We start from the raw sequence: 23489 nt of genomic DNA on the forward strand, positions 1-23489 counted from the left end.
AATCCAAGAAACAAGAATCTAGAAATCAGATCCGGAGTTGCCGATGCAATCCTCTCGTTACGACGCATGGGTCGGGTTCTTCGTGCTGCTGGGCGGCGCGGCCCTGCTGTTCCTGGCCCTGAAGGCCGGCAACCTGCTCACGCTGAACTTCCAGGACACCTACAGCGTCACCGCCAAGTTCGACAACATCGGCGGCCTGAAGCCGGGCGCCGCGGTCAAGAGCGCCGGCGTGGTGGTGGGCCGGGTCGGCGCGATCACCTTCGACGACAAGTCCTTCCAGGCGCGCGTCGCGTTGAAGATGAACGCCGGCGTGGCCTTCCCCAAGGACAGCTCGGCCAAGATCCTCACGTCCGGCCTGCTGGGCGAGCAATACATCGGACTGGAACCGGGCGCGGCGGAAAAGAACCTCGCCTCGGGCGACATCATCACGCAGACGCAGTCGGCGGTGGTGCTGGAGAACCTGATCGGCCAGTTCCTCTATAACAAGGCGGCCGATGCCTCCGCGGCACCGGCCTCGGGAGAGAAATGATGACCAAGCAAGCCCCGATCCGGATCCCCGTCCGGACGGACCTCGCGGTGCTGCTGAGCGCCGCGCTGTTCGCCACGCCCGCGCTGGCGCAGCAGGCCGAGACGTCGCCGGCGCAAGGCCTGGCACCGCTGGTCTCGCTGACGGCGTTCTCCACGTTGAACGCGCCGGCCACGCCAGTGGCGACCACCGCGCCGTTCGAAGCGGCCCAGGCCGTCGAGACGTCATCGGCGCAGGCCGCGGACGCATCGAAGGCCGAGGGCGCCGACAAGGCGGAGAAGACCGAGAAGGCCGAGAAGACCGAGAAGGCTGACGGCGCCGCCAGCGCTGCTGAAGCCGATGCCTCCACCGACCAGGCCGCGCCGCCGGCGACGGCCGCCTCGGGCGCCAGCACCGAGCCCGCCGCCGCGGGGCAGGCCGGCCAGGCCGCGCAAGCCGCCGCCGCGCCCGCCTCGGACGCGCCCGCGGCCGGCCCGCGCGTGCGCAACAAGCTCGACCCCTGGGAAGGCTGGAACCGCAAGGTCTTCAACTTCAACGAGAAGCTCGACGAGAACGTGCTGCGCCCCGTCGCGACGGCCTACTCGGACCTCGTGCCGCAGCCCGCGCGTCAGGCCGTGGACAACTTCTTCGGCAACTTCTCGGACGCCTGGTCGGCGGTCAACCTGTTCCTGCAGGGCCGCTTCAAGAACGGCGCGACGCAGACCATGCGCGTGGCGGTCAACTCGGTGTTCGGCCTCGCCGGCCTGATCGACATCTCCACGCCCGCCGGCTTGGAGAAGCAGTCCGAGGACCTGGGCCGCACCCTGGGCTACTGGGGCGTGAAGACCGGCCCGTACATCGTCTGGCCGATCCTGGGCCCGTCCTCGCTGCGCGACTCGGTGACCTTGCCCGCCAATGCGTACTTCTCGCCCGCGTACATCTTCGACGACGGCGAGTACAAGGTCGGCATCACCGCGCTGCAGCTGATCAACACCCGCGCCAACCTGCTGCGCGTGACGGACATGCTCGACGGCATCGCGCTCGACAAGTACACCTTCATCCGGGATGCCTATCTCCAGCGTCGCAACATCAAGACGCACAAGGAGCAGGAAGAAGACGATGACTACGAAGTCATCACCCCCGACGAGAAGCCGGTCAATCCGCAAGGCGACCGCTGAGACGCCGGGTCAACAACTGGTGACGACTCCAGGTCGCCGCCGGTGAACCGGCCAGACCCACCGCGCGTTGCGCAGAGGTCTTGCCGTGTCATGAAGCTAGAAAGGACAAGCATGAACTCCACCAAACGTCTGATGCTGCGCCTGGTCGTGTCGATCGCCGCGCTGGGCCCGATGGCCTCCTTCGCGGCCGACAGCTCGGCCCCGGACCAACTGATCCGCCAGCTCTCGATCGAGACCCTGGACGCGGTCAAGAGCGACAAGGCCATCCAGGGCGGCGACACCAACAAGGTCATGGCGCTGGTCAACGAGAAGGTCATGCCGCATGTGGACTTCCAGCGCATCACCGCCACGGCGGTCGGCCGCTTCTGGCGCCAGGCCACGCCGGAGCAGAAGCAGCGTCTGCAGGACGAGTTCAAGACCCTGCTGGTGCGCACCTATGCCGGCGCGCTGACGCAGGTGAAGGATCAGACCATCGCGATGAAGCCCATGCGCGCCTCCCCTGAGGACACCGAGGTGATCGTGCGCACCGAGATTCGCGGCAAGGGCGACCCCATCCAGCTGGATTACCGCGTCGAGAAGACCGACGCCGGCTGGAAGATCTACGACGTGAATGTGCTGGGCATCTGGCTGGCCGACCAGTACAAGAACAGCTTCGCGCAGGAGATCAACGCCAAGGGCATCGACGGCCTGATCAAGTCGCTGGCCGAGCGCAACGCCCGTCCGGCGCCGGCTGCCTCCGGCGCCAAGAAGGGTTGAGGCAGGCGATGCTGAAGTTGCCGGCGCGGCTGCGCATGGACAACGTGCCGCAGGAATGGGCGAAGCTGGAAGGCGCGCTGCGCGCCGAGTCGGCGCAGGTGGGCAACGCCGCCGGCCGCTCGGTGAGCTTGGACGCGAGCGGCCTGAACGACTTCGACTCCGCCGCGCTCAGCCTGCTGCTCAGCGCGCTGCGCCTGTGCGGTCAGGACGGCTGGCAGCTCACGCTGCATCAGGCCCCGCGCGAGCTGCGCGAGCTGGCCCGCGTCTACGGTCTGGATCATCTGTTCTGGAGCGAGGCCGCGGCGCCGGCGCAGGCCGCCTGATCGCCCGCGCTTCACCGACCCAATGACATCGGGCCGCATTCGCGGCCCGATTCCATTTGGCGAGACCGACACGGCCTCGGCCTGCTTGACGCGAGCCCGCTGCGAGCCCGCTGCCTGTCTACTGCGCGTAGCGCTTGGTTCGCAGATTGCGCTTGATCTCCTGCAGCATCGGCCGCAGGTTCTCGCCCAGGCGCAGCGCGACGCCGGTGGTCAGCACGTCCACCACGATCAGGTGCAGCAACCGTGACACCATGGGGCTGTAGCGGTCGTAGTCCTCGGGGTGGTCGACGGCCAGCAAGACCTGACCCGGCAGCTGCCCCATCTGCGCCAGCGGGGATCCGCTGGCGGTGATGATGATGGTTGTCGCGCCCTTCTTGCGGGCGATCTCGGCGGCGTCCATCAGGTCGCGGCTGCGGCCCGAGTTGGAGATGATCACCGCGCAATCGCCGCTGTCCAGCATGGTCGCGCTCATGAGCTGCACATGGCCGTCGCTGCAGGCGAAGGTGTTCACGCCCAGCCTGAAGAACTTGTGCTGCGCGTCCTGCGCCACGATGCCGGAGTTGCCGACCCCGTAGAACTCGATGCGCCGATGCTGGCGGGCCGCTTCCGACAGCGCCGTGATGGCGCGCTCGAAGGCATGGCTGGCCGCGTCGTTGCGGTAATGGAGCAGCGCCGCGACGGCGTTGTCCACCACCTTGACGATCAGGTCGCCAGGCTTGTCGTCCTCGTCCACCGCCCGGTGGACGAAGGGGACGCCCTCATTCACGCTGCCGGCCAGCTTGAGTTTGAAGTCCGCCAACCCGTCGTAGCCGACGCTGCGGCAGAAACGCACCACCGTCGGCTTGCTGACGTGGGAACGGTCGGCCAGCTCGCTCACCGGCAGGTTCGCGAAGGAGCGCGGATCCGACAGCAGCAGCTTGGCGACCCGCTGCTCGGCGGGCGGCAGCGCGGGCAGCGCGGCCTTGATGCGTTCGAGCATGCTCATCGGGTCAGCACTCTTCGATCCAGGAGTGACCGTCGCGCGCGATCAGCGCGCTGGCGGCCGGCGGGCCCCAGCTGCCGGCGACGTAGGTGCGCGGGCCGGTGCTGTCCTGCTTCCAGAAGTTCAGGATGGGCTCGACCCACTTCCAAGCCTGTTCCTGCTCGTCGCTGCGCACGAACAGATTCAGGCGGCCGGCGATCGCATCGAGCAGCAGACGCTCGTAGGCGCCGACCCGCGTGTGGGCGAAGGCCTTGTCGAAGTCCAGGTCCAGCGAGACCGGGCTCAGCGCCTCGGTGCTGGAGCCGCCCTTGTTGGCCATCAGCTGCAGCTCCAGCCCGTCCTCGGGTTGCAGCTTGATGATGAGCCGGTTGGGGCAGCTGCTGCCCGGGAAGATGGGATGCGGCACCGGGCGGAAGTTGATGACGATCTGCGCGTCGCGCGCCGCCAGGCGCTTGCCGGTGCGCAGATAGAAGGGCACGCCCGCCCAGCGCCAGTTCTGGATCTCGGTCTTGAGCGCGACGAAGGTTTCGGTGTGGCTCTCCGGCGGGATCTTGCCCTCGTCCAGGTAGGCGGGCACCGGTTTGCCGTCGACGCTGCCGGCGCGGTACTGGCCGCGCACCACGTCGCGGGCGACGCTCTCGGCGGTGAAGGGCTTGAGCGCGCGCAGCACCTTGAGCTTCTCGTCGCGGATCGCGTCCGCGTCGTTGCTCGAGGGTGCTTCCATCGCGATCATCGTCAGCAACTGCAGCGCATGGTTCTGGATCATGTCGCGCAGGGCGCCGGTGCTGTCGTAGAACGGACCGCGGGTGCCCACGCCCAGGCCTTCGGCCAGCGTGATCTGGATGTTGGCGATGCTCTCGCGGCGCCACAGCGGCTCGAACAGCGCGTTGCCGAAGCGCAGCGCCATCAGGTTCTGCACCGAGGGCTTGCCCAGGTAATGGTCGATGCGGAAGGCTTGTGTCTCGTTGAAGACCGAGCGCACCACCTTGTTGATCTCCTGCGCGCTGGCCAGGTCATGGCCCAGCGGCTTCTCCAGCACCACGCGCACCTTGGGGCCGTTCAGGCCGGCGGCGCCCAGCTGCTGGCAGATCTGCGTGAACAGATGCGGGCTGGTGGCCAGGTACAGCACGACGGTGTCGGCGTTGCGCTCGCCCAGCCATTCCTTGAGCTTGCCGTAATGCTCGGGTTGGGACAGGTCCATGCGGCGGTAATGCACCAGCTCGGAGAAGCGGGCGAACTCCTCCTCGTTGGGGCGCTTGCCGGCCTCGACTTCCTGGAAGCGCTCCTTGAGCCATTCGCGATAGCGCTCGTCCGTCTGCTCGTCACGAGCGACGGCCAGAATGCGGCCACCCTCGGGCAACTTGCCGTGGCGGAAGGCCTGGAAGAGCGCTGGCATCAGCTTTCTCCAGGTCAGATCACCGGTGCCACCAAAGAAGACGAGATCAAAGGACATGGGCGCTACGTTCCGGCGAGGGAACGGACAGTTTCTAAAGAGAGGGAGACGATGTCTTGATGTAACGAAGTTACCGGAATTATGATGCCCCAGTTTCTTGAGACGGTCAACGTGCCGGGGGGCATGCCGGAAGGGGCGGCGGCCCAGCGGTTCTAATACGGGGTTTCCCCCGCGCCGCTTGCGGGGCAAAGCCGATTCCACCGTCCACCGACCGCCTGCGGGCGCCATCGCACATGAACCAGCTCGAACAACTCAAGGCCTTCACCACCGTCGTCGCCGACACCGGCAACTTCAAGCAGCTCGCGCAGTTCACCCCGCGCGATGCGACGACCAACCCGTCGCTGATCCTGAAGGCGGTGCAGTCCCCGGATTACGCCCACCTGCTGGAAGACACCGTCTCCGCGCACAAGACCGATACGCTGGATCTGATCGTCGACAAGGTGCTGGTGGCCTTCGGCCTGGAGATCCTGAAGGTGGTGCCGGGCCGCGTCTCGACCGAGGTCGACGCGCGCCTGAGCTTCGACACCGTGGCCACGCTGGCCCGCGCGCGCCGCCTGATCGGCCTGTACGAAGCCGCCGGCATCGGCCGCGACCGCGTGCTGATCAAGATCGCCTCGACCTGGGAAGGCATCCAGGCCGCGCGCGAGCTGGAAGCCGAAGGCATCCACACGAATCTGACGCTGCTGTTCTCCTTCTGCCAGGCCGTGGCCTGCGGCGAGAACGGCATCCAGCTGATCTCTCCCTTCGTCGGCCGCATCTACGACTGGTACAAGAAGTCCGCCGGCGCGAACTGGGACGAGGCCGCCAGCGCCGGGGTCAACGATCCGGGCGTCAAGTCGGTCGCCGCGATCTACAACTACTTCAAGAAGCACGGCATCAAGACCGAGGTCATGGGCGCCAGCTTCCGCAACGTGGGCCAGATCCGGGCGCTGGCCGGCTGCGACCTGCTGACCATCAGCCCCGACCTGCTGGCCCAGCTGCAGGCCGACGAGACGCCGCTGACGCGCGTGCTCGACGCCGACGCCGCCAAGGCACAGGATCTGCCCAAGGTCTCCTTCAACGAGGCGGCCTTCCGCTTCGCCCTCAACCAGGACGCCATGGCCACCGAGAAGCTGGCCGAAGGCATCCGCCTGTTTGCCGTCGACGCCGGCAAGCTGGACCAGATGATCGAAAGCCTGCGATGACCGAGTTCCCGCGTTGCGACCGCAGCCCGACCTGGGCGGCCCTGCAATCCCATTTCCAGCAATCGGGCCGCACATTTGATGTGCGCCAGGCCTTTGCCGCCGATGAGGGCCGCTTCGCGGCCTGGTCGCTGCAGGCCCCGGAAGTCTTCGCGGATCTGTCGAAGAACCGCATCGACGCCGAGACACTGGAACTGCTGCTGGCGCTGGCCCGGGACGTGAAGCTGACGGAGCAGCGCGAGGCGCTCTTCAAGGGCGAGCCCATCAACGCGACCGAAGGCCGCGCGGTGCTGCACACGGCGCTGCGCGCGCCGGCGGGGCAGGGGCCCTTCAGCGACGAGGTGCAGGCCTCGCTGACGCGCATGCTCGCGTTCGCCGACGGCGTGCGCGATCAGGCCAAGAGCGGTATCACCGACGTCGTGCACATCGGCATCGGCGGCTCGGACCTGGGCCCGGCGATGGTCGTGCAGGCCTTGCAGTCGTATGTGCCGGCCGGCCTGCGCCTGCACTTCGTCTCCAACGTGGACGGGCATGACCTGGCCCCGGTGCTGCGCGGACTGGACCCGGCGACCACGCAGTTCATCATCGCGTCCAAGACCTTCACCACGCAGGAGACGCTGGCCAATGCGATGGCCGCGCGCGCCTGGTTCCTGGCCGCCGGCGGCACCGACGTGGCGAAGCACTTCGCCGCCACGACCAGCAACGCCAAGGCGGCGGCCGATTTCGGCATCGACACGACCTTCGGCTTCTGGGACTGGGTGGGCGGGCGCTACTCGCTGTGGTCGGTGATCGGCCTGCCGATCGCGATCGCCGTGGGCTCGGAGCACTTCCGCGCGCTGCTGGCCGGCGCGCATGCGATGGACCAGCATTTCCGTGAGGAGCCGCTGGATCAGAACCTCCCCGTGCTGCTGGGCTTGCTGGACGTCTGGTATCGCAACTTCCACGGCTTCACGAGCCGCTCGGTGGCCCCCTACCACCAGGGCCTGCGCCGGCTGCCCGCCTACCTGCAGCAGCTGGAGATGGAGAGCAACGGCAAGGGCGTCGATCGTCAGGGCGATCCGCTGAGCTACTCGACCAGCCCGGTCGTCTGGGGCGAGGCCGGCACCAACGGTCAGCACGCCTACTTCCAGATGCTGCACCAGGGCACGGACGTCATCCCGGTCGAGTTCATCGCGGTGAAGACGCCCAACTTCGGCGCCCATGTGAGCGGCGAGTTGCTGGATCGTTTGGAGGACCAGCACGTCAAGCTGCTGGCCAACTGCCTGGCGCAATCGCAGGCGCTGATGCAGGGCAAGACGGCCGAGGTCGCGCGCGCCGAGTTCGCGCCGACGGCGTCCAAGGAGCTCGACCCGGACGTCTTGTCGCGCCATCGCAGCTTCAGCGGCAACCGGCCCAGCACGACGCTGGTGCTGAACGCGCTGACGCCGTCCGCGCTGGGCGCCTTGATCGCGCTGTACGAGCACCGCGTCTTCGTCAGCGGCGCGGTGTGGAACATCAACAGCTTCGACCAGTGGGGCGTGGAGCTGGGCAAGGCGCTGTGCAACGGCCTGCTGCCGCGTCTGACCAGCGGCGACACCGCGGGCCTGGACGGCTCCACCGCCGGTCTGCTGAACAAGCTCCGCGGCTGATTCGTTGCCTGGCTGCCCCGTTCCCGTTCCCGTTCCCGTTCCCGATTTCATCGAGCCGTACAGGCTCGGCCCCCAGAGATTCAGAGCATGAAGATTGTTTTCGACTTTGGCGCGGTGCTGTTCCGCTGGCATCCGCCGAGCTTCCTGGCCCGCGTGTGGGCCCATCGTGCCGCCGACGAGATCCAGGGCGCCGCGCTCGCCAAGGACCTGTTTCAGGACTACAGCGGCGACTGGGGCGCTTTCGACCAGGGCCTGATCGATGCGCCGACCACCGCCGACCGCATCCATGCCCGCACCGGCTGGCCGCGCGAGGAGATCGTCGCGGTGATGGACGCGGTCCCGTCGGAGCTGCGCCTGATCGAGGGCTCGGCCGCGCTGATCCAGGAGCTCAAGGCGCAAGGCCACACGCTGCACTTCCTGTCCAACATGCCGGAGCCCTACGCGGACTATCTCGAGCAGAGCTTCCCGCTGAAGGACTGGTTCGTGTCGGGCGTGTTCTCGGGCCGGGTCAAGCAGTCCAAGCCCTCGCGCGAGATCTTCGATCTGGCCTGCGAGCAGTTCGACGCGAAGCCGGAGGAGCTGTTCTTCCTCGACGACCACCCGGGCAACATCGCGGCCGCGAAGGCGCTGGGCTGGCACACCCACCTGTTCACGACGCCCGAGCTGGCGCGCGAGGACCTGGTGCGGCGCGAGCTGCTGCCGGCTTGATCCGACCGGGTCGGCACCATGCAAAACCGGCCTGACGGCCGGTTTTTTCGTTTACTTGGAGGACTCGTCCTCGTCGATGGTCGTGGGCGGGGCGGCCACGCGGAAGGACTCGTCGGACCAGTGACCGAGGTCGACCAGCCGGCAGCGCTCGCTGCAGAACGGGCGCCAGAGGTTGCTGGGCGCGAAGATGCTGTCGCCGCCACAGGTGGGGCAGGGGACGATGCGCGGCGCCGGCGTGGCGGGAATGAATTTCTCGGGCATGGCGGAAACGGAAGTCGGTGCCGGGAAGCGCCTTCGTCGCGAGGGACGCGTCGGCGCGACGGGCGGGTCAGGAGCAGAGGGTCAGTTCGAAAGTAGCGTCGACCGGCGCCGGTTTCAAGCGTCCGTCCTCGTCCTGGCGCATCAGCCGGATGGACACCATCAGCCGATGGCCGCTGATCTCTGGCACCAGGCCCAGGCTCGGGTCGATGCGCATGCGCAGCAGCTGGAAGCTGCGGCCGGGCGGCAGGCTCTGCTGGTACTGGCCGGTCTGCGCCGCCACCTTGTGAGGGGAGCCGCTGTCGCGCAGCAGGCCGAGCAGCACGTTCAGCGCCTCGGCCAGCGGCATCAGCGTCTGCGCCCATTGCATCAGGTCGTTGCGGCGCCGCACCGGCAGCAGCTGTTGCCAGGAGTAATACGCCGGGAGGTCGAACTCGCAAGTGCCGCCGGGAATCGAGATGCGGCTGCGGATGCTCATCAGCCACTCATTGGTGGTCAGGATGTGGCCGGCTTTGCCGGGCAGCTGATTGAGCTTGTCGAACGCCGCGTCGATGCGGCCGACGACCTCGTCCAGCACCGCCTCGGACACCGCCGGGTTGCCGCGGTAGCTGTTGAACTGGCTGCGATGACGCTCCAGATCCTTGAGCAGGTCGGCCTTGAGGTCGGCGCGGGACGCCACGTCCATCACCTCGAAGATGGTGGCGAGCGCGTAGTGATGGTCCAGCGCGGTGTCGCGCGCCATCAACTGACCAAGCCGATCGAACAGATGTTCCAGCCTGAGCATCGTGCGGATGCTCTCGTTGAACGGATATTCGTAGAGGACCAAGTCGACCATCCCTTTGCGGCAAGCGGCCATTGTTCCACAGTGCCGCGCCGCATCACCCCGATCGGGTGAGGGGTGGTCAGAACAGGGGACTGCGCAGCAGCGCGCCGACCTCGGCCTGCAGCTGCTCCAGCGTGAGGCCGTCGTTGTGGATGACGGCATCGGCGGCGGCGCGCCGTTCAGTGCGGCTGGCCTGTTGCGCGAGGATGGCCCGCACGGCCGCCTCGCTCAGGCCAGAGCGGGCCATCACGCGCGCGATCTGCGTGGACTCGCTGCAATCCACCACCACGACGCGGTCCACGAGGCGGCGCCAGCGGCCGGACTCGACCAGCAGCGGCACGTCGAAGACCACGTGTTGACCCGGCGCGGCGAGCGCGGCCTGGCGCGTGGTCTCGTCGCCGATCATCGGATGGAGGATGGCCTCGAGCCGGCGCTTGGCATCGGAGTCGCGGAAGGCGAGTTCGCGCATGGCGGCGCGGTCCAGCGCGCCATCGGCGGCGACGAAGCCGGGGCCGAAGCTCGCCGCGATCGCGGGCATCGCCGCGCCGCCGGGCAGCGTCAACGCGCGCGAGATCGCGTCGGTGTCGACCAGCAGCGCGCCGCCTTGCGCGACCAGCGCCTGGGCGACGGTGCTCTTGCCGCTGCCGATGCCGCCGGTCAGGCCGATGCGCATGCGGGCCTCACGGGTGCAGCCACCAGGTGATGATGCGGCCCGGTCCGACCAGCAGCACCAGCAGCGCGCCGCCCGCCAGGAAGGGACCGAAGGGGACATAGCGGCCGTCGCGCAGATCGCCGCGCCACTTCATCGTGAGGCCGACGAAGGTGCCGACGACGGACGCCGCCAGGGCCACGGGGAGGATCAGCTGCCAGCCCAGCCAGGCGCCGATGCCCGCCAGCAACTTGAAGTCGCCGTAGCCCATGCCTTCCTTGTTGAACAGGATCTTGTAGCCCCAGTACAGCAGCCACAGCGGCAGATACCCGACGATCGCGCCCATCACCGCGTCATGCGGATTGACAGGGGTCCAGCCGATCACGGACAGGAACAAGCCCACCCACAGCAGCGGCTGGTTGATGCCCTCGGGCAGGAACGTGGTGTCCCAGTCGATGCCCGCCAGCGCCACCAGGGCAGCGGCGAAGCCGCAGTACAGCACCGCCGCCGGCTGACCATTGAAGTTCCAGGCGATGCCGGCGAACAGCAGACCGGTCAACAGCTCGATGAATGGATAGCGCATCGAGATGCGCGCGCCGCAGGACGAGCAGCGGCCCCGCAGACGCAGCCAGCCCAGCAGCGGGAGGTTCTCATGCCAGCGCAGCTGATGGCCGCAGTGCGGGCAGCGCGAGGCCGGCCGGGACAGCGACATGACCGGGAGCTGCTGCAGCGAGTCGTCCAGCAGCTTCGCGGCCTGCGCGACCTGCGCGGCGCGCGGCTCGTCCAGGCCGCCGTAGTCGCGCAGCTCGTCCTCCTTCTGCATTTGCTCGGCGTACTCGCCCAGCCACTCGCGATGCATGAGCACCGGCAGCCGGTAGATCACGACGTTCAGGAAGCTGCCTACGCACAGACCGATCAGACCCAGGAACCACCACGACAGCAGGATCTCCTGCATCTGCGGATCCAGCACTCAAACCACCTGACCGAGCTTGAAGATGGGCAGATACATCGCCACGACGATGCCGCCGATGACCGAGCCCAGGAACACGATGATGATCGGCTCCATCAGGCTGGACAGCGCCTTCACGGCCTCGTCCACCTCTTCCTCGTAGAAGTCGGCCGACTTGCCCAGCATGTGGTCCAGCGAGCCGGACTCCTCGCCGATCGAGGCCATCTGCAGCACCATGATGGGGAAGATGCCGGTCGTCTGCATCGAGGTGGTCAGCGACGCGCCGGTCGACACGTCGCGCTGGATCTTGTCCGTCGCCTCGACGAAGACCGCGTTGCCCGAGGCCCCGCCCACCGAGTCCAGCGCCTCCACCAGCGGAACGCCGGCCGCGAACATCGTCGCCAGCGTGCGCGTCCAGCGCGCCACGGCGGCCTTGTAGATCAGCGGACCGAAGATGGGGATCTTCAGCAGCAGGCGGTCCATGAACTTCTGCATCTTCTCGGACCGTTTCCAGGACTGGAAGAAGAAGTACAAGCCGCCACCCAGGGCGCCGAAGATCAGGTACCAATACGAGACGAAGAACTCCGACATCGCCATCACGAACAGCGTCGGGGCGGGGAGGTCGGCGCCGAAGGACTTGAACACGTCCTTGAAGGCCGGGATCACGAAGATCATGATCACCGCCGTGACCACGAAGGCCACGACCATCACCGCGATCGGGTAGGTCAGCGCCGACTTGATCTTGGCCTTCAGCGCGACGGTCTTTTCCTGATAGATGGCCAGCCGGTCCAGCAGCGCTTCCAGGATGCCGCCCGACTCGCCGGCCTCCACCAGGTTGCAGTACAGCGCGTCGAAGTAGAGCGGGTGCTTGCGGAACGCGGCCGACAGCGAGGTGCCGGTCTCCACGTCCTGACGGATGTCGTTGAGCAGCTTGGTCAGGCGCGGGTTGCTGCTGCCGCGGGCGACGATGTCGAAAGCCTGCAGCAGCGGGACGCCGGCGCGCATCATCGTCGCCAGCTGGCGCGTGAAGACGGCGATGTCCTTCTGCTTGATCTTCTTGCCGCCGGAGCCGCGGCGCTTCTTGACCTTCGTGACCAGGATGCCCTGGCGGCGCAAGGAGGCGCTGATGACAGCCTCGCCGCCGGCGCGCATCTCGCCGCGAACGATCTTGCCGTTGCGGTCCTTGCCTTCCCACTCGAAGATGAATTCCTTGATGCCCTTGCCGGCGCCCTTAGCGCCTGCGGTGGTCGTCGCCATATCACCTCCTGCCGTCGCGCCGGGTCAGCGGCGCTCCCAATGTCTTTGACTCGTTGATCGGTCGGCCCTCACGACCTCACCCCCTACGCGACAACGCGGCCGCAACAGCCGCGTTTGCGTTCCGGGTCATTCGTTGGTGGCCGCCAATACCTCTTCCAGGGTCGTGACGCCCAGCCGGACCTTGACCAGCCCCGACTGCCGCAGATCCCGCACGCCGTCCAGGCGCGCTTGATCGGCAATGTCCAGGGCCGTTCCCTCGGCCAGGATGATCCGCTGGATCGCCTCGCTGATGGGCATCACTTGGTAAAGACCGACACGTCCGCGATAACCATTGTTGCAACTTGAGCAACCTACCGCGCGGTAGGCCTTCCAACTGCCGTCCAGATCCTCTTCCGCGTAGCCGGCGCGCAGCATGGCCTCGCGCGGATAGTCCGCGGGCGCCTTGCAGTTCTCGCACAGCCGGCGCACCAGGCGCTGGGCGGTGATGAGCAGCACGCTGGACGCGATGTTGAACGGGGCCACGCCCATGTTCAGCAGACGCGTCAGCGTCTTGGGCGCGTCGTTGGTGTGCAGCGTCGACATCACCATGTGGCCGGTCTGCGCGGCCTTGATGGCGATGTCGGCGGTCTCGAGATCCCGGATCTCGCCGACCATGATGATGTCCGGATCCTGACGCAGGAAGGCCTTGAGCGCGGCGGAGAAGGTCAGCCCCGCCTTGTCGTTGACGTTGACCTGGTTGATGCCGGGCAGGTTGATTTCCGCCGGGTCCTCGACGGTCGAGATGTTCGTGCCGGGCTGGTTCAGGATGTTCAGGCAGGTGTACAGCGACACCGTCTTGCCGGAGCCCGTCGGGCCGGTGACCAGGATCATCCCGTAGGGGCGGTGGATGCACTGCAGCAGCCGCTCCTTCTCGATCTTCTCGTAGCCCAGCGCCTCGATGCCGAGCTTGGCCGAGGACGGGTCCAGGATCCGGATCACGATCTTCTCGCCGAACAGCGTGGGCAGGGTCGAGACCCGGAAGTCGATCGCCTTGGAGCCGAACTTCAGCTTCATCCGGCCGTCCTGCGGGATGCGGCGCTCGGCGATGTCCAGGCGCGAGATGACCTTGATCCGTGAGGACAGCTTGTCCTTGATGGCGATCGGGGGTTGGGTGATCTCGCGCAGTTCGCCGTCGACGCGGAAGCGGACGCGGTAGTGGTACTCGTAGGGCTCGAAGTGAAGGTCGGACGCCCGCATGTTGATGGCGTCCACCAGCATCTTCTGCAGGAAACGGACGACCGGGGCGTCCTCGACATCGGTGATGTCCTGCGACTCTTCGGCGGGGGCGGTTTCTTCCTCGGCGATGTCGAAGTCGAATTCCTCGCCCGACATGGCCTCCAGCGCTTCCGAGGCGCTGGCCGCGGCGATGCCCAGCAGCTTCGCGAGCTTGTCGTGCTCGACGATGATCCATTCGGGCGTGAGCTGGGTCGCGAACTTGATGCGCTCGACGACCTCCTGCTCGGTCGGGTCGGCCCCGCCGATGAACAGCCGGTTGCCGCGCCGCGCCAGCACCACCACCTGATACTGGGCGGCGAGCTTGGCGTCGATGATGTTCTGCGGCAGCTTGTGCGCGTCGATCGCGTTCAGGTCCAACAGCGGCAGCGCCAGCGCGTGGGACAGCGTGTGGGCCAGGTCGATCGAGGACACCGCGCCCGCGGCGATCACCGCGTTGACGAAGCTGATCTTCTTCTCGCGTGCCAGGCGGACCAGGTCCTCGGCCGCCGTCGGCTTGAGCTTGCCCGCGTGCACGAGCACGCGCGCCACGCCGGAAAGGGCGGACTGGGGAGGTTCGGCCAGGGTGGTATCCACGGATGTCGCGATCGGGTTGAGTTGCCGCGCTCCGGCTGTGCCGGATCAACCCTGCACTGTACCCCCATGGGCAGGCGGTCGACGGCGGGGCCGACCCGGTGTCTCACCGAAGACGGACGCTCCGTGCAATATCGACTTCGGGCACTGGAAATTGAGCCCGGAATGTTGCAGCGTCAACACCTGGCCCCCTGGGGCAACCGGCCGTCGCCCCGCCATGGACATCGTTCATCGGGCCTTCACGACCCCGCGCTGGACACCTGGATCTCCTCGCCTACGTCCCGGACCTGCAGGCCGAAGCCCGCATGCAGCAGGCGTGCGAAGGCTTCGACATTGCCCGCCTCGAACACGCCGCCGATGACGATGCGCTCGGCGGCGGCGTCCTGGATGACCAGCTGCTTCTTGCCGTAGCGGTTGAACTGGCGGGCGGCCTCGGCCAGCGTGACCTCGTTGAGCACCAGCTTGCCCTGCAGCCAGCCCAGCCGGGCGGACAGCTGCTGGGGCGAGACGCGGGTCACCAGCAGGTTGTCGGCCTCGGCCACCGCGGTGTCGGCGCGCGCCAGCACGGTGGGGCGACTGCTGGGCTGGTCGGTCTGCACCTGGACGCGCCCCTCCAGCACCGTCACCCGCAGCTTGTCCCCGTCCCGCTGGAGCGAGAACTTGGTCCCCAGCACCGTCACCCGCTGCTTGCCGGCGTGGATGACGAAGGGGCGCTGCGCGTCGTGGGCGATGTCGAAGAAGGCTTCGCCGCTCTGCAGCCAGACCTGGCGGGATTGCGGCGTGACCTCGGTGCGCACCTGGGTGGCGGTGTTCAGGGTCAGCCTGGAGCCGTCGGCCAGCATCACCGACTCGCGCTGGCCGCGGGCGGTGGCGTAGTCGACGGTGTCCGGGCGCGGGCCGATGAACTGCAGCCCCAGCACCAGGGCCAGGGTCGCCAGACCCACGCCGGCCGCGCCGCGCAGGGCGAGGCGCGTCGACAACCAGCCCGGCGCTCCGGCCGACGTCCAGGCGGACGGCCCACCGGATGTCCCACCCGACATCCAGCCGGGCTTGCGGCCGGCGCTCTCGCCGTGGACGTCCGGCCGCCGCGGCTCGGGCGTGGCGAGCGGCGGCGCGCTGGGTTGCAGCGCGCGCAGCCGGTTGGCCCGCTCCCAGGCCTGCTCCAGGCGCAGGTAGGCGATGCGGTGCGCGGTCGACGCGGCCAGCCATGAATCCAGCGCGGTGCGGCGCTCGGGCGGGAGCTGCCCGTCCGAGCGATCGCGCTCCGCGATCCAGTCGGCCGCGCAGGCCTCGATGTCGTTCAGATCACTGCTTTTGTACTTCATTGTGTTTTCCGTCCCTTTCGCAGCGAAGCGGCCGCCGGCGTGGCGCCGCCGCTGCCTTGCCCCGTGGACTGCAGCGCCTGGGCCAGGGCGCGCACGCCCTTGGACACCTGACGCTCCACCGTGTCCTCGGTGATGCCCATGCGCGCGGCGACCTCGCGCTGCGACAGACCTTCGATCTTGCGCAGCTCGATCACCTCGCGACATCGCGCGGGCAGCAGGTTCAGCGCCAGCTGCAGCAACTTGAGCTCGCTGCGGGCAGCCAGATGGCGCTCGGGGCTGAGCTCGTCCAGCGTGGGGGCCAGGGCCTCGATGTCGGCATAGGTCTCGATGGACACGATCTGCGCGCGCCGGGCGCGGTCGATCAGCAGATTGCGGGCGGTCGTGAGCAGGAAGGCCTGGGCGGACTCGGGCTTGCAGCGGGCGCAGCCGTCATAGACGCGGGCATAGATCTCCTGGCGCAGGTCGGGGATCTCGTCCATGTCGCGCCAGTTGCGTCTGAGAAATCGTTCCAGCATGGCCTCCTGGGGCAGCACTTCATCCACGAACCAGGCGTTCAACTCATCGGTGTTCAACACGGCTCCTCATGCCGACGGGGCTCGCCACGATCTGTGGACGGTGTCCGCCTGTCATTCAAGACGAAGCGCGAACGCAAATCCGGTACGGGCGGCGCAAAGATTCTGCGCCCGCCCGCATCGACCGGGGGAATACCCGGAGGCGGCGCGGAAGTCCGTCCGCCCCTCGTCTTCAAAGACAGCAGCCCCATGGCGTCCGAGCCCGGGCTCCGACCCGGGTACCGATCGCCGTACTGGCGGCGCGCGGCGCCCGAGCGCCCCTTTCCCCCGATGGCTTCCGATGGCTCCCGAGCGCATCGGAGCGCTCGCGGTCCTTCTTCGTTTTCCTTTTCTCCGCGGATGGTTCCGACATGCTTGTATTGCGTAAACCCTATCTGATCTTCCTCGGCGACGTGAGCTCCGCCGTCGATGCGAAGACCGCTTTCGGCGTCGCCGACTGGTGCCCCGAGGACGTGCTGGGGGAGCTTGCCTTCCCCGACGCCCGCGTCAGCACCGGCAAGCCGGCGATGACCATCGCCGAGGCCGCGGCGGCCGGTGCCGGCTCGCTGCTGATCGGCATCGCGCCGGTGGGCGGCAAGCTGCCGGCGCACTGGCTGCCGACGCTGCTGGACGCGGTGCGCGCCGGGTTGGACATCGTCAGCGGTCTGCACCAGCGCCTGAGCGATCTGCCCGGACTGGCCGATGCCGCGCGCTTGGCGGGCGCGCAACTGCACGACGTGCGCCACGGCGCTTGGCCGCGCGTCACCGGCACCGGCCGCAAGCGTCGCGGGCGGCGCGTGCTGACGGTGGGCACGGACTGCGCGCTGGGCAAGAAGTACACCGCGCTGGCGCTGACGCGCGCGCTGCAGGCCCGCGGCGTGGCGGCCTGCTTCCGCGCGACCGGCCAGACCGGCGTGATGATCTCCGGCAGCGGCGTGGCGATCGACGCGGTCGTGTCGGACTTCGTCGCCGGCGTGGCCGAGCAGCTCTCGCCCGACAACGCGCCCGATCATTGGGACGTGATCGAGGGCCAGGGCTCGCTGTTCCATCCCGCCTATGCCGGGGTGACGCTTGGTCTGCTGCACGGCTCGCAGCCCGATGCGCTGGTGCTGTGCCATCACGTCGGGCGGGAGCACATCGCCAGCCTGCCGGACTTCCCCCTGCCGTCCTTGGACGAAGCCATCGAGGCCTATCTGCGCGCCGGCCGCCTGACCAACGCGGCGGTGCGCTGCGTCGGCGTGAGCGTCAACTCGTCGGCGCTGAGCGATGACGAGTGGCGGCTCTATCGCGAGCGGGTCGAGGCCGAGCTGGGCCTGCCCGTCGTCGATCCCCTGCGCGGCGGCGTCGAGCGCCTGGCCGACGCGATCCATTCCTCCGAGGAGCTGTCCCATGTTGCTTGAATGCACCCTGGCCGGCGAGAGCTGGCCCCTGCGTGAACCCTTCGAGATCTCGCGCGGCGTGATGACCGAGATCAAGGTGCTGGTCGTGCGTCTACGGGATGAGCAGGGCCGGAGCGGCTACGGCGAGGCGACCGGCGTGCCCTACAAGGGCGAGACGCAGGCCACGATGGCCGAGCAGATCGAAGCGGTGCGCGGGCGGCTGCAGGTGGATCTGAGCAGCGCCGAGCTGATGAGCTTGCTGCCGCCAGGCGGGGCGCGCAACGCGCTGGATTGCGCGTTGTGGGACCTGCGGGCGAAGCAGGCGGGCAGGGCCGCCTGGCGGATGGCAGGGCTGTCGCGCGTGGAGCCGGTGCTCACGGCTTACACGATCGGTTTGGGAAGCGAGGCGGATGTGCGACGCAAGATTCGCGCGGCGCGGCATCTGCCGCTGCTCAAGCTGAAGGCGGACGGAACGCGGCATCTGGACATGGTGCGATTCGCGCGGGAGGAGCATCCGGCGGCGCGGCTGGTGATCGATGCGAATCAGGCCTGGAGCCGGGAACTGCTCGAGCGCATCCTGCCGGAGCTGCAGGCTCAGGGGGTGGAGCTGATCGAGCAGCCGGTGGAGCGTGGGCAGGATGCCGAGCTCGATGGGTTGAGCTCGCCGATTCCGCTGGCGGCGGATGAGTCCTGCGTGGATCGGCGCTCGCTGCCGGCGCTGGCGGGGCGGTATCAGTACGTGAACATCAAGCTCGACAAGTCGGGCGGGTTGACCGAGGGCTTGGCGTTGGCGGCCGAGGCGAAGAGGATGGGCTTCGGGCTGATGGTGGGGAATATGGGGGGGACGTCGTTGGCGATGGCGCCGGCGCATTTGATCGCGCAGGATTGCGCGTATGTGGATCTGGACGGGCCGATGCTCATGAGCGCGGATCGGTCGCCGGCGATGCGGTATGAGGGCGCGATGTTGGAGGGGGCGGAGGCAGGGCTCTGGGGGTGAGGCGCATAGCCCCTCGCCCGCTTGCGGGAGAGGGGTTGGGGTGAGGGCCGGTGCAGGCAGCGAGCGCCGTTGGCCTTCGCAAGCGCCGTTGGCATTCGAAGAGGGTCGAGGCTCTGGTGTGCCACGGCCCTCACCCCAACCCCTCTCCCACTCCGTGGGCGAGGGGCTAAGAACGGCCCGTCAATCGGGTCGGCGACAACATCGCCGCGCTCAACCCGAAGTCCACCAGCCGCTGCGGCAGCGGCCGCCCCAGCGCCAAGGCCGCACAGGCTTCCCCCATCGCGGCGCAAGTCTGGATCCCATAGCCGCCTTGTCCGGCCAGCCAGAAGAACCCCGCCGCCTCCTCATCGAATCCCCCCACCAATCCCCCATCCGCGACGAAGGACCGCAGTCCCGCCCAGGTGTGGCTGGGCCGCCGGATCGTCATCGTCGTCATCTCCTCGATCCGATGAATGGCCAGCGCGACGTCCAGCTCCTCCGGCTGCACATCATGCGGCGCCACCGGATCCGCATTCGCGGGCGACCCCAACAGCAAGCCCGCATCCGGCTTGATGTACCAGTCCTCGTCCGCCCCGAACACCAGCGGCCAGGCATGCGTGTCCATCCCGGCCGGCGCCGCGAACATGAACGCCGAGCGCCGCCGCGGCTCCAGCCCGATGGGCCGCACGCCCGCCAGCCCCGCGATCACGTCGGCCCAAGCCCCCGCCGCGTTGATCAGCACCGGCGCCTGGTAGACCTGCCCGCCGGCGCGCACGCGCCAGTCCGCGCCATGCCGCTCGATCGCCGTGACCTCCGCATCGCAGACCAGCCGTCCGCCTTCCCGTCGGAGCTCGCGCAGAAAACCCTGGTGCAGCGCGTGCACGTCCATGTCGACCGCCTCGGGCTCATGGATCGCGCCGTGCAGCAGCTCGCGCCGCAGCACCGGCACCATCGCGCAGGCCTCGTCGGCGCCGAGCCGATGCGCATTCGGCGTGATCGCGCGCAAGACCTCCCAGTGATGCTCATACGGCTCGCGTTGCGCCTCGGTGGCGACGAACAGCGCCCCCCGCGGCGTCAGCAGCGGATGGTCGGAGTAACCCGCCGGCGGCTGCTCGAAGAAGGCGCGGCTGGCGCGCGTCAGGGCGCGCACCTGCGGATTGCCGTAGCTCTCCATGAACAGCGCGGCCGAGCGCCCCGTCGCGTGATATCCGGGCTGGCTCTCCCGCTCCAGCACGATGGTGCGCGCATGCGGCGCCAGCCAGCGCGCCACGGACGCGCCCGCGATGCCGCCGCCGATGACGAGGCAGTCGGCCGAGGTGATCTCGGTCCCAGTCATGTCGGCCGAACTCATGCGCGCGCTCCGTCCCTGACGGCGAAGCCGTGCGGATCGGCCACGCGCGGCCAGTAGTCGAGATCGCGCACGCGGTAGGGCAGCCGGGCGAAGTCCATGTCGATCGCGCCGGGCGTGGTGACGTAGAGGATCTCCTTGGCCAGCGGCGCGAACTGCGCGTGGAAGTGCTGCGTCGACTTCACGACGATCACCCGCTTGGCGCTCAGGTCCATGCCCAGGCCGGTGAACACCGTCGGCGAAAAGGTCTGGCTGCGCACGCTGACCAGCACGATGTCCAGCCCGCCCGTGGTCCGCACCCAGACGCTGGCGCCCAGCGGCGCGATCTCGTCGTTCGAGTTCAGGCCGATCTGTTGATGGTCGTCGAGCACCGCCATCACCGTGACGTCCAGATCCACCGGCGTCCCCGAGGCCGGCCCGCACTTGCCGCCCAGCCGCAGCGCGATGCGCGCGCCCACGCCGGCATCGCGGCACAGCTGGATCCCGCCGAGATCCCAGAACGCGCCGATCGCCGCGTCCCTCACCTCGCGGGTCAGCAGCGCCTGCAGGATGAAGCTGCTGTCGCTCATCGCGCCGCCGCCGGCGTTGTCCGCGATGTCGGCGATGACCACTGGCCCTCCCACGACCTCCGCGGCGCGATCCAGCGCCGCGTCGATCTGCAGCATCGGCGTGGCGGTCTGCTCGCGCAGCGCCCAGAACTCGCGGCCCAGCTGCTCGGCCAGCGAGGCGGCGAGCGCGGCATCGTCGTCGGTGACAACCCACAGCCGCGCGCCCGACTCGGGCACGTCGCCCCAGGGGAAGCCGTGACCCAGCGACACCGACAGCACGCCGGGCTGCTGCTCCACCGCCTGCATGCGCCGGACGAAACCGGCCATGGGCTCGCGCGTCGTGTGCCACAGGCCGACCATCTTGCAATCGAACATCGCCGCGGTGGGCTTCACCCGACCGGCGCTCGCATCGAGCACGATGCGCAACAGCTCCTGCAGACGCGGCGTCGCGTCGATGTGCGGGTACTCCTTGTAGGCAATGATCACGTCCGCCGAGCGCTGCATCAGCGCGGTGTAGTGGCAGTGCAGATCGAGCTCCACGCCGATGGGCACGGCGGGGCCGACGATCTCGCGCACGCGGGCGATGAGGTCGCCCTCGCAGTCGTCGTAGCCGTCCGCCACCATCGCGCCGTGCAGGATCAGGATCACGCCGTCCACCGGGCCGCACGCGCGCAGGTCGGCCAGGATGTCGTCGCGCAGCTGCTCATAGACCGCGCGCACCGTGCGGCCCAGCGGCTGGGCGAAGGCGCTCAGGCTCTCGATCAGCTCATGGCCGTCGGCGCCGAGCAGGCGGCGCAGCTCGACCATCGAGCCGCCGATGCCCAACGGGTCGCGCGTGCTCGCGTCGCCGCGATGGATGCCGTACTCCTGGAAGCAGCCCCAGCCCGTGGGCGCGGCGGCGTAGGTGTTGGTCTCGGTGGCCAGGAAGGCGGCGAAGATCTTCTTCTTGCCGCTTGTGCTCGTGGTGCTCGTCGTGGTGCTCATGCTGCTCTCGCTCTCATTGTTCTTGTTGGTCGTGCCGGTCGTGCTGGCGGTGCCGGTCATGCTGACGCTGTTCATGCAAGGGCCTCCTCGCGGATGAAGCGCAGGCGGCTCAGGCGCGGCGCGTCCAGGCGCAGGCCGACGACGCGATCGCCCTCGCGATCGATGTTGACGACACTCGCGCCGCCCATGCCGGAGAACAGCCCATCCGTGGGAATGGCCAGCATCACGTCAGACGACAGCGGCTCCAGGCGATAGGCGCTGCGGCCATGCGGGCCGTGCAGGCGCACCACGACCTGCATGTCCGCGCCCTCGCCTTCGATCTCGACCGGCACCTCGATCGCCAGATCCGGCGCCAGGTAGCGGCCGACGAGCGTGGACGCCAGCGAGGCGATGCTGGGCGCCTGCTCGGGCAGCAGCGCGCAGCGCAGCAGTCGGCCGCCGTCATCGAGGGTCAGGACTTGCGGCGCGGTCTCGCTCGCGAGCTCTTCGAGCGACAGCCCCAGCGGGCTCAGCGCGCTGTCCTCGCAGGGCACGACGGCCGCGCCGTTGATCTGGCGCAGTGGCATGCCGCGTCCCCCCAGCCAGCTGAGTCCGAGCTTGCCGCCCGCATCCTCGAAGCCGAACACCGCGCCGGTCTCCGGCGAGTGATAGCGCCGACCCAGCAGCGCCGCGTGGGGCTCGGCCGGGACGTGGACGGACGGATCGCCCAGCGCGTCGCCCAGCAGCGCATCGATGATCTGGAAGGCCAGCGCCACCGGCGAGACCGGCGCGCCGTTGACCAGGATGACGATGTCCAGCCCGTGCGCGGGGACGGTGATCATCTGCGAGGTCGCGCCCAGCACCGCACCCGAATGCTGGATGACCTCGACGCCGCGATAGTCGTGGCGGATCAGGCCCAGCGCGTAGGGCAGGCGCACGCCGGTGGACAGCGTCGGCCGCTCGATCATGCGGGACCAGCTGTCGGGGCTGCCGACGATCTTGCTCGGGCTGCGCAGATGCGCCAGCCAGCGCAGCATGTCGTCGACGGTGGAGACCAGCGAGCCGCTGCCGCGCAGCTCGCTCGGATAGATGCCGCGACGCAAGCCCCCGCCGACCGAGACCGGCTGCGCCTGGTACTGCATCGCCATGCCGGGGCGGATCTCGAGGTCGCTGGTGAGCGACTCGGTGTCGTGCATGCGCAGCGGCGCGAAGATGCGCTCGCGCAGAAAGTCCGCGAAGCTGCGGCCGCTCAGGCGCTCGACCACCCGCGCCAGCAATTGATAGCCGGTGTTCGAGTACATCATCCGTGTGCCCGGCTCGAAGTTGAGCTCGCGATTGGGATCGACGATGGGCCGGGACCAGTCCGCCGTGGGCAGCAGGGCCAGGCCTTGCGCGACCGAGGGCAGGTCGGTGCGCCATCCTCCCAGGTGCTGCATCAGCTGGCGTAGCGTCGGGCCGGCGGAGTGCAGCACGGTCAGCTCCGGCAGATGGCGGTAGACGAGATCGTCGATGTCCAGCAGCCCGTCCTCGGCCAGCAGCAACACGGCCAGGCAGGTGAACTGCTTGCTGGTGGAGGCGATGCGCACGCGCGTGCGCGGCGACATGGTCACGCCCTGCTCGATGCTGGCCAGGCCGACGCCGCGTCGATAGAGGATCTTGCCGGCGCGCGCGATGCCCACGACCAGGCCCGGCGCGTCGCTGCGATTGAAGGGCTGGAGCAGGGCGTCGACGGCCGCCAGGCCGGTCGGTTGCGGAGTGTCGGGGGTGGGGGTCATGAGGCGTGCCCGTATGAAGGGTGAAGGAGTGAAGGACTCCTTCCTCAAGACGGGCGAGCGGCGCGCTTCCGGTACACCCTCGGGTTGGTCTCGATGAGAGCCGCGTGCGATGCGTAGGTGTTTACGCCG

At 68.5% G+C, this 23489-nt stretch carries 22 protein-coding genes; 9 read left to right on the plus strand and 13 right to left on the minus strand.

The genetic code is table 11. The annotated features are described in order from the left end of the window. Positions 1-43 precede the first annotated feature (43 nt). The 4 genes from mlaD (at position 44) to ABDW59_RS10140 (ending at position 2762) form a co-directional block, all read left to right on the plus strand. The gene (mlaD, locus tag ABDW59_RS10125; protein ID WP_343629608.1) at positions 44-529 is read left to right on the plus strand and encodes an outer membrane lipid asymmetry maintenance protein MlaD; all 486 of its coding nucleotides are present in this window, start codon (positions 44-46) and stop codon (positions 527-529) included. Continuing rightward, on the plus strand, positions 529-1683 hold the full coding sequence (locus ABDW59_RS10130; RefSeq protein ID WP_343629609.1) for a VacJ family lipoprotein: 1155 nt from the start codon (positions 529-531) through the stop codon (positions 1681-1683). The genes mlaD and ABDW59_RS10130 overlap by 1 nt, the downstream gene beginning before the upstream one ends. 111 nt (positions 1684-1794) lie before the next feature. Then, positions 1795-2439: an ABC transporter substrate-binding protein gene (locus tag ABDW59_RS10135; protein WP_343629610.1), complete on the plus strand. Its 645-nt coding sequence runs from the start codon at positions 1795-1797 to the stop codon at positions 2437-2439. Positions 2440-2447: 8 nt separating this feature from the next. Further along, positions 2448-2762 carry an STAS domain-containing protein gene (locus ABDW59_RS10140; protein WP_343629611.1) on the plus strand — a complete coding sequence of 105 codons (315 nt, stop codon included), beginning with the start codon at positions 2448-2450 and terminating at the stop codon, positions 2760-2762. A 118-nt stretch (positions 2763-2880) separates the two neighbouring features. On the opposite strand, the gene ABDW59_RS10145 is transcribed toward ABDW59_RS10140, so the two are convergent. Beyond that, positions 2881-3741, minus strand: a complete 861-nt coding sequence (locus ABDW59_RS10145) for a MurR/RpiR family transcriptional regulator (RefSeq protein ID WP_343629671.1) — start codon at positions 3739-3741, stop codon at positions 2881-2883. Positions 3742-3751: 10 nt separating this feature from the next. After that, on the minus strand, positions 3752-5197 hold the full coding sequence (zwf, locus tag ABDW59_RS10150) for a glucose-6-phosphate dehydrogenase (protein ID WP_343629612.1): 1446 nt from the start codon (positions 5195-5197) through the stop codon (positions 3752-3754). A gap of 233 nt (positions 5198-5430) precedes the next feature. Between zwf and tal the strand changes: the two genes are divergently transcribed. The 3 genes from tal (at position 5431) to ABDW59_RS10165 (ending at position 8714) form a co-directional block, all read left to right on the plus strand. Further along, on the plus strand, positions 5431-6381 hold the full coding sequence (gene tal, locus ABDW59_RS10155; RefSeq protein WP_343629613.1) for a transaldolase: 951 nt from the start codon (positions 5431-5433) through the stop codon (positions 6379-6381). After that, the gene (gene pgi, locus ABDW59_RS10160) at positions 6378-8006 is read left to right on the plus strand and encodes a glucose-6-phosphate isomerase (protein WP_343629614.1); all 1629 of its coding nucleotides are present in this window, start codon (positions 6378-6380) and stop codon (positions 8004-8006) included. Before tal ends, pgi begins: the two co-directional genes overlap by 4 nt. A gap of 87 nt (positions 8007-8093) precedes the next feature. Continuing rightward, positions 8094-8714: an HAD-IA family hydrolase gene (locus ABDW59_RS10165; RefSeq protein ID WP_343629615.1), complete on the plus strand. Its 621-nt coding sequence runs from the start codon at positions 8094-8096 to the stop codon at positions 8712-8714. A 51-nt stretch (positions 8715-8765) separates the two neighbouring features. Here ABDW59_RS10165 and ABDW59_RS10170 read toward each other — a convergent pair whose 3' ends face one another. The 8 genes from ABDW59_RS10170 to ABDW59_RS10205 all read right to left on the minus strand — a co-directional run bounded on the left by ABDW59_RS10170 (position 8766) and on the right by ABDW59_RS10205 (position 16392). Beyond that, positions 8766-8975 (minus strand): DNA gyrase inhibitor YacG, encoded by a 210-nt coding sequence (locus tag ABDW59_RS10170; RefSeq protein ID WP_343629617.1) that lies wholly within the window; start codon positions 8973-8975, stop codon positions 8766-8768. Between the two features lie 67 nt (positions 8976-9042). Next, on the minus strand, positions 9043-9798 hold the full coding sequence (gene zapD / locus ABDW59_RS10175; protein WP_343629619.1) for a cell division protein ZapD: 756 nt from the start codon (positions 9796-9798) through the stop codon (positions 9043-9045). A 76-nt stretch (positions 9799-9874) separates the two neighbouring features. Beyond that, complete coding sequence (coaE, locus tag ABDW59_RS10180; RefSeq protein WP_343629620.1) at positions 9875-10468, minus strand: dephospho-CoA kinase; 594 nt, start codon at positions 10466-10468, stop codon at positions 9875-9877. Between the two features lie 7 nt (positions 10469-10475). After that, positions 10476-11414, minus strand: coding sequence for an A24 family peptidase (locus ABDW59_RS10185; RefSeq protein ID WP_343629621.1), 939 nt, complete (start codon positions 11412-11414; stop codon positions 10476-10478). Further along, on the minus strand, positions 11415-12650 hold the full coding sequence (locus tag ABDW59_RS10190) for a type II secretion system F family protein (protein ID WP_343629623.1): 1236 nt from the start codon (positions 12648-12650) through the stop codon (positions 11415-11417). Between the two features lie 126 nt (positions 12651-12776). Further along, on the minus strand, positions 12777-14498 hold the full coding sequence (gene pilB, locus ABDW59_RS10195; protein WP_343629624.1) for a type IV-A pilus assembly ATPase PilB: 1722 nt from the start codon (positions 14496-14498) through the stop codon (positions 12777-12779). Positions 14499-14734: 236 nt separating this feature from the next. After that, positions 14735-15820 (minus strand): FecR domain-containing protein, encoded by a 1086-nt coding sequence (locus tag ABDW59_RS10200; RefSeq protein WP_343629625.1) that lies wholly within the window; start codon positions 15818-15820, stop codon positions 14735-14737. Beyond that, positions 15817-16392 (minus strand): RNA polymerase sigma factor, encoded by a 576-nt coding sequence (locus tag ABDW59_RS10205; protein ID WP_343629627.1) that lies wholly within the window; start codon positions 16390-16392, stop codon positions 15817-15819. The genes ABDW59_RS10200 and ABDW59_RS10205 overlap by 4 nt, the downstream gene beginning before the upstream one ends. 350 nt (positions 16393-16742) lie before the next feature. Here ABDW59_RS10205 and ABDW59_RS10210 point away from each other — a divergent pair, with 350 nt between their 5' ends. Both ABDW59_RS10210 and dgcA read left to right on the plus strand, forming a co-directional pair. Continuing rightward, on the plus strand, positions 16743-17771 hold the full coding sequence (locus ABDW59_RS10210; protein WP_343629629.1) for a DUF1611 domain-containing protein: 1029 nt from the start codon (positions 16743-16745) through the stop codon (positions 17769-17771). Beyond that, the gene (dgcA, locus tag ABDW59_RS10215) at positions 17761-18747 is read left to right on the plus strand and encodes an N-acetyl-D-Glu racemase DgcA (protein WP_343629630.1); all 987 of its coding nucleotides are present in this window, start codon (positions 17761-17763) and stop codon (positions 18745-18747) included. The genes ABDW59_RS10210 and dgcA overlap by 11 nt, the downstream gene beginning before the upstream one ends. 166 nt (positions 18748-18913) lie before the next feature. On the opposite strand, the gene ABDW59_RS10220 is transcribed toward dgcA, so the two are convergent. The 3 genes from ABDW59_RS10220 to ABDW59_RS10230 are packed head-to-tail and all read right to left on the minus strand — an operon-like array spanning position 18914 to position 23360. Continuing rightward, positions 18914-20077, minus strand: a complete 1164-nt coding sequence (locus ABDW59_RS10220) for an FAD-dependent oxidoreductase (RefSeq protein ID WP_343629631.1) — start codon at positions 20075-20077, stop codon at positions 18914-18916. Beyond that, positions 20074-21681: a M81 family metallopeptidase gene (locus ABDW59_RS10225; protein WP_343629632.1), complete on the minus strand. Its 1608-nt coding sequence runs from the start codon at positions 21679-21681 to the stop codon at positions 20074-20076. The genes ABDW59_RS10220 and ABDW59_RS10225 overlap by 4 nt, the downstream gene beginning before the upstream one ends. After that, positions 21678-23360, minus strand: a complete 1683-nt coding sequence (locus ABDW59_RS10230; protein WP_343629633.1) for a serine hydrolase domain-containing protein — start codon at positions 23358-23360, stop codon at positions 21678-21680. The genes ABDW59_RS10225 and ABDW59_RS10230 overlap by 4 nt, the downstream gene beginning before the upstream one ends. Between the last annotated feature and the right edge of the window lie 129 nt (positions 23361-23489).

The organism is Roseateles sp. (assembly GCF_039595295.1).
In the GTDB taxonomy this organism is placed as follows: domain Bacteria; phylum Pseudomonadota; class Gammaproteobacteria; order Burkholderiales; family Burkholderiaceae_C; genus Roseateles.

What these genes read in the sequence shown, in the direction of transcription:
- mlaD (WP_343629608.1), top strand. Translation starts at nt 44, where the DNA reads ATGCAATCCTCTCGTTACGACGCATGGGTCGGGTTCTTCGTGCTGCTG.
- ABDW59_RS10130 (WP_343629609.1), top strand. Translation starts at nt 529, where the DNA reads ATGACCAAGCAAGCCCCGATCCGGATCCCCGTCCGGACGGACCTCGCG.
- ABDW59_RS10135 (WP_343629610.1), top strand. Translation starts at nt 1,795, where the DNA reads ATGAACTCCACCAAACGTCTGATGCTGCGCCTGGTCGTGTCGATCGCC.
- ABDW59_RS10140 (WP_343629611.1), top strand. Translation starts at nt 2,448, where the DNA reads ATGCTGAAGTTGCCGGCGCGGCTGCGCATGGACAACGTGCCGCAGGAA.
- ABDW59_RS10145 (WP_343629671.1), bottom strand. Translation starts at nt 3,741, where the DNA reads ATGCTCGAACGCATCAAGGCCGCGCTGCCCGCGCTGCCGCCCGCCGAG.
- zwf (WP_343629612.1), bottom strand. Translation starts at nt 5,197, where the DNA reads ATGTCCTTTGATCTCGTCTTCTTTGGTGGCACCGGTGATCTGACCTGG.
- tal (WP_343629613.1), top strand. Translation starts at nt 5,431, where the DNA reads ATGAACCAGCTCGAACAACTCAAGGCCTTCACCACCGTCGTCGCCGAC.
- pgi (WP_343629614.1), top strand. Translation starts at nt 6,378, where the DNA reads ATGACCGAGTTCCCGCGTTGCGACCGCAGCCCGACCTGGGCGGCCCTG.
- ABDW59_RS10165 (WP_343629615.1), top strand. Translation starts at nt 8,094, where the DNA reads ATGAAGATTGTTTTCGACTTTGGCGCGGTGCTGTTCCGCTGGCATCCG.
- ABDW59_RS10170 (WP_343629617.1), bottom strand. Translation starts at nt 8,975, where the DNA reads ATGCCCGAGAAATTCATTCCCGCCACGCCGGCGCCGCGCATCGTCCCC.
- coaE (WP_343629620.1), bottom strand. Translation starts at nt 10,468, where the DNA reads ATGCGCATCGGCCTGACCGGCGGCATCGGCAGCGGCAAGAGCACCGTC.
- ABDW59_RS10190 (WP_343629623.1), bottom strand. Translation starts at nt 12,650, where the DNA reads ATGGCGACGACCACCGCAGGCGCTAAGGGCGCCGGCAAGGGCATCAAG.
- ABDW59_RS10200 (WP_343629625.1), bottom strand. Translation starts at nt 15,820, where the DNA reads ATGAAGTACAAAAGCAGTGATCTGAACGACATCGAGGCCTGCGCGGCC.
- ABDW59_RS10210 (WP_343629629.1), top strand. Translation starts at nt 16,743, where the DNA reads ATGCTTGTATTGCGTAAACCCTATCTGATCTTCCTCGGCGACGTGAGC.
- dgcA (WP_343629630.1), top strand. Translation starts at nt 17,761, where the DNA reads ATGTTGCTTGAATGCACCCTGGCCGGCGAGAGCTGGCCCCTGCGTGAA.
- ABDW59_RS10220 (WP_343629631.1), bottom strand. Translation starts at nt 20,077, where the DNA reads ATGAGTTCGGCCGACATGACTGGGACCGAGATCACCTCGGCCGACTGC.
- ABDW59_RS10225 (WP_343629632.1), bottom strand. Translation starts at nt 21,681, where the DNA reads ATGAACAGCGTCAGCATGACCGGCACCGCCAGCACGACCGGCACGACC.
- ABDW59_RS10230 (WP_343629633.1), bottom strand. Translation starts at nt 23,360, where the DNA reads ATGACCCCCACCCCCGACACTCCGCAACCGACCGGCCTGGCGGCCGTC.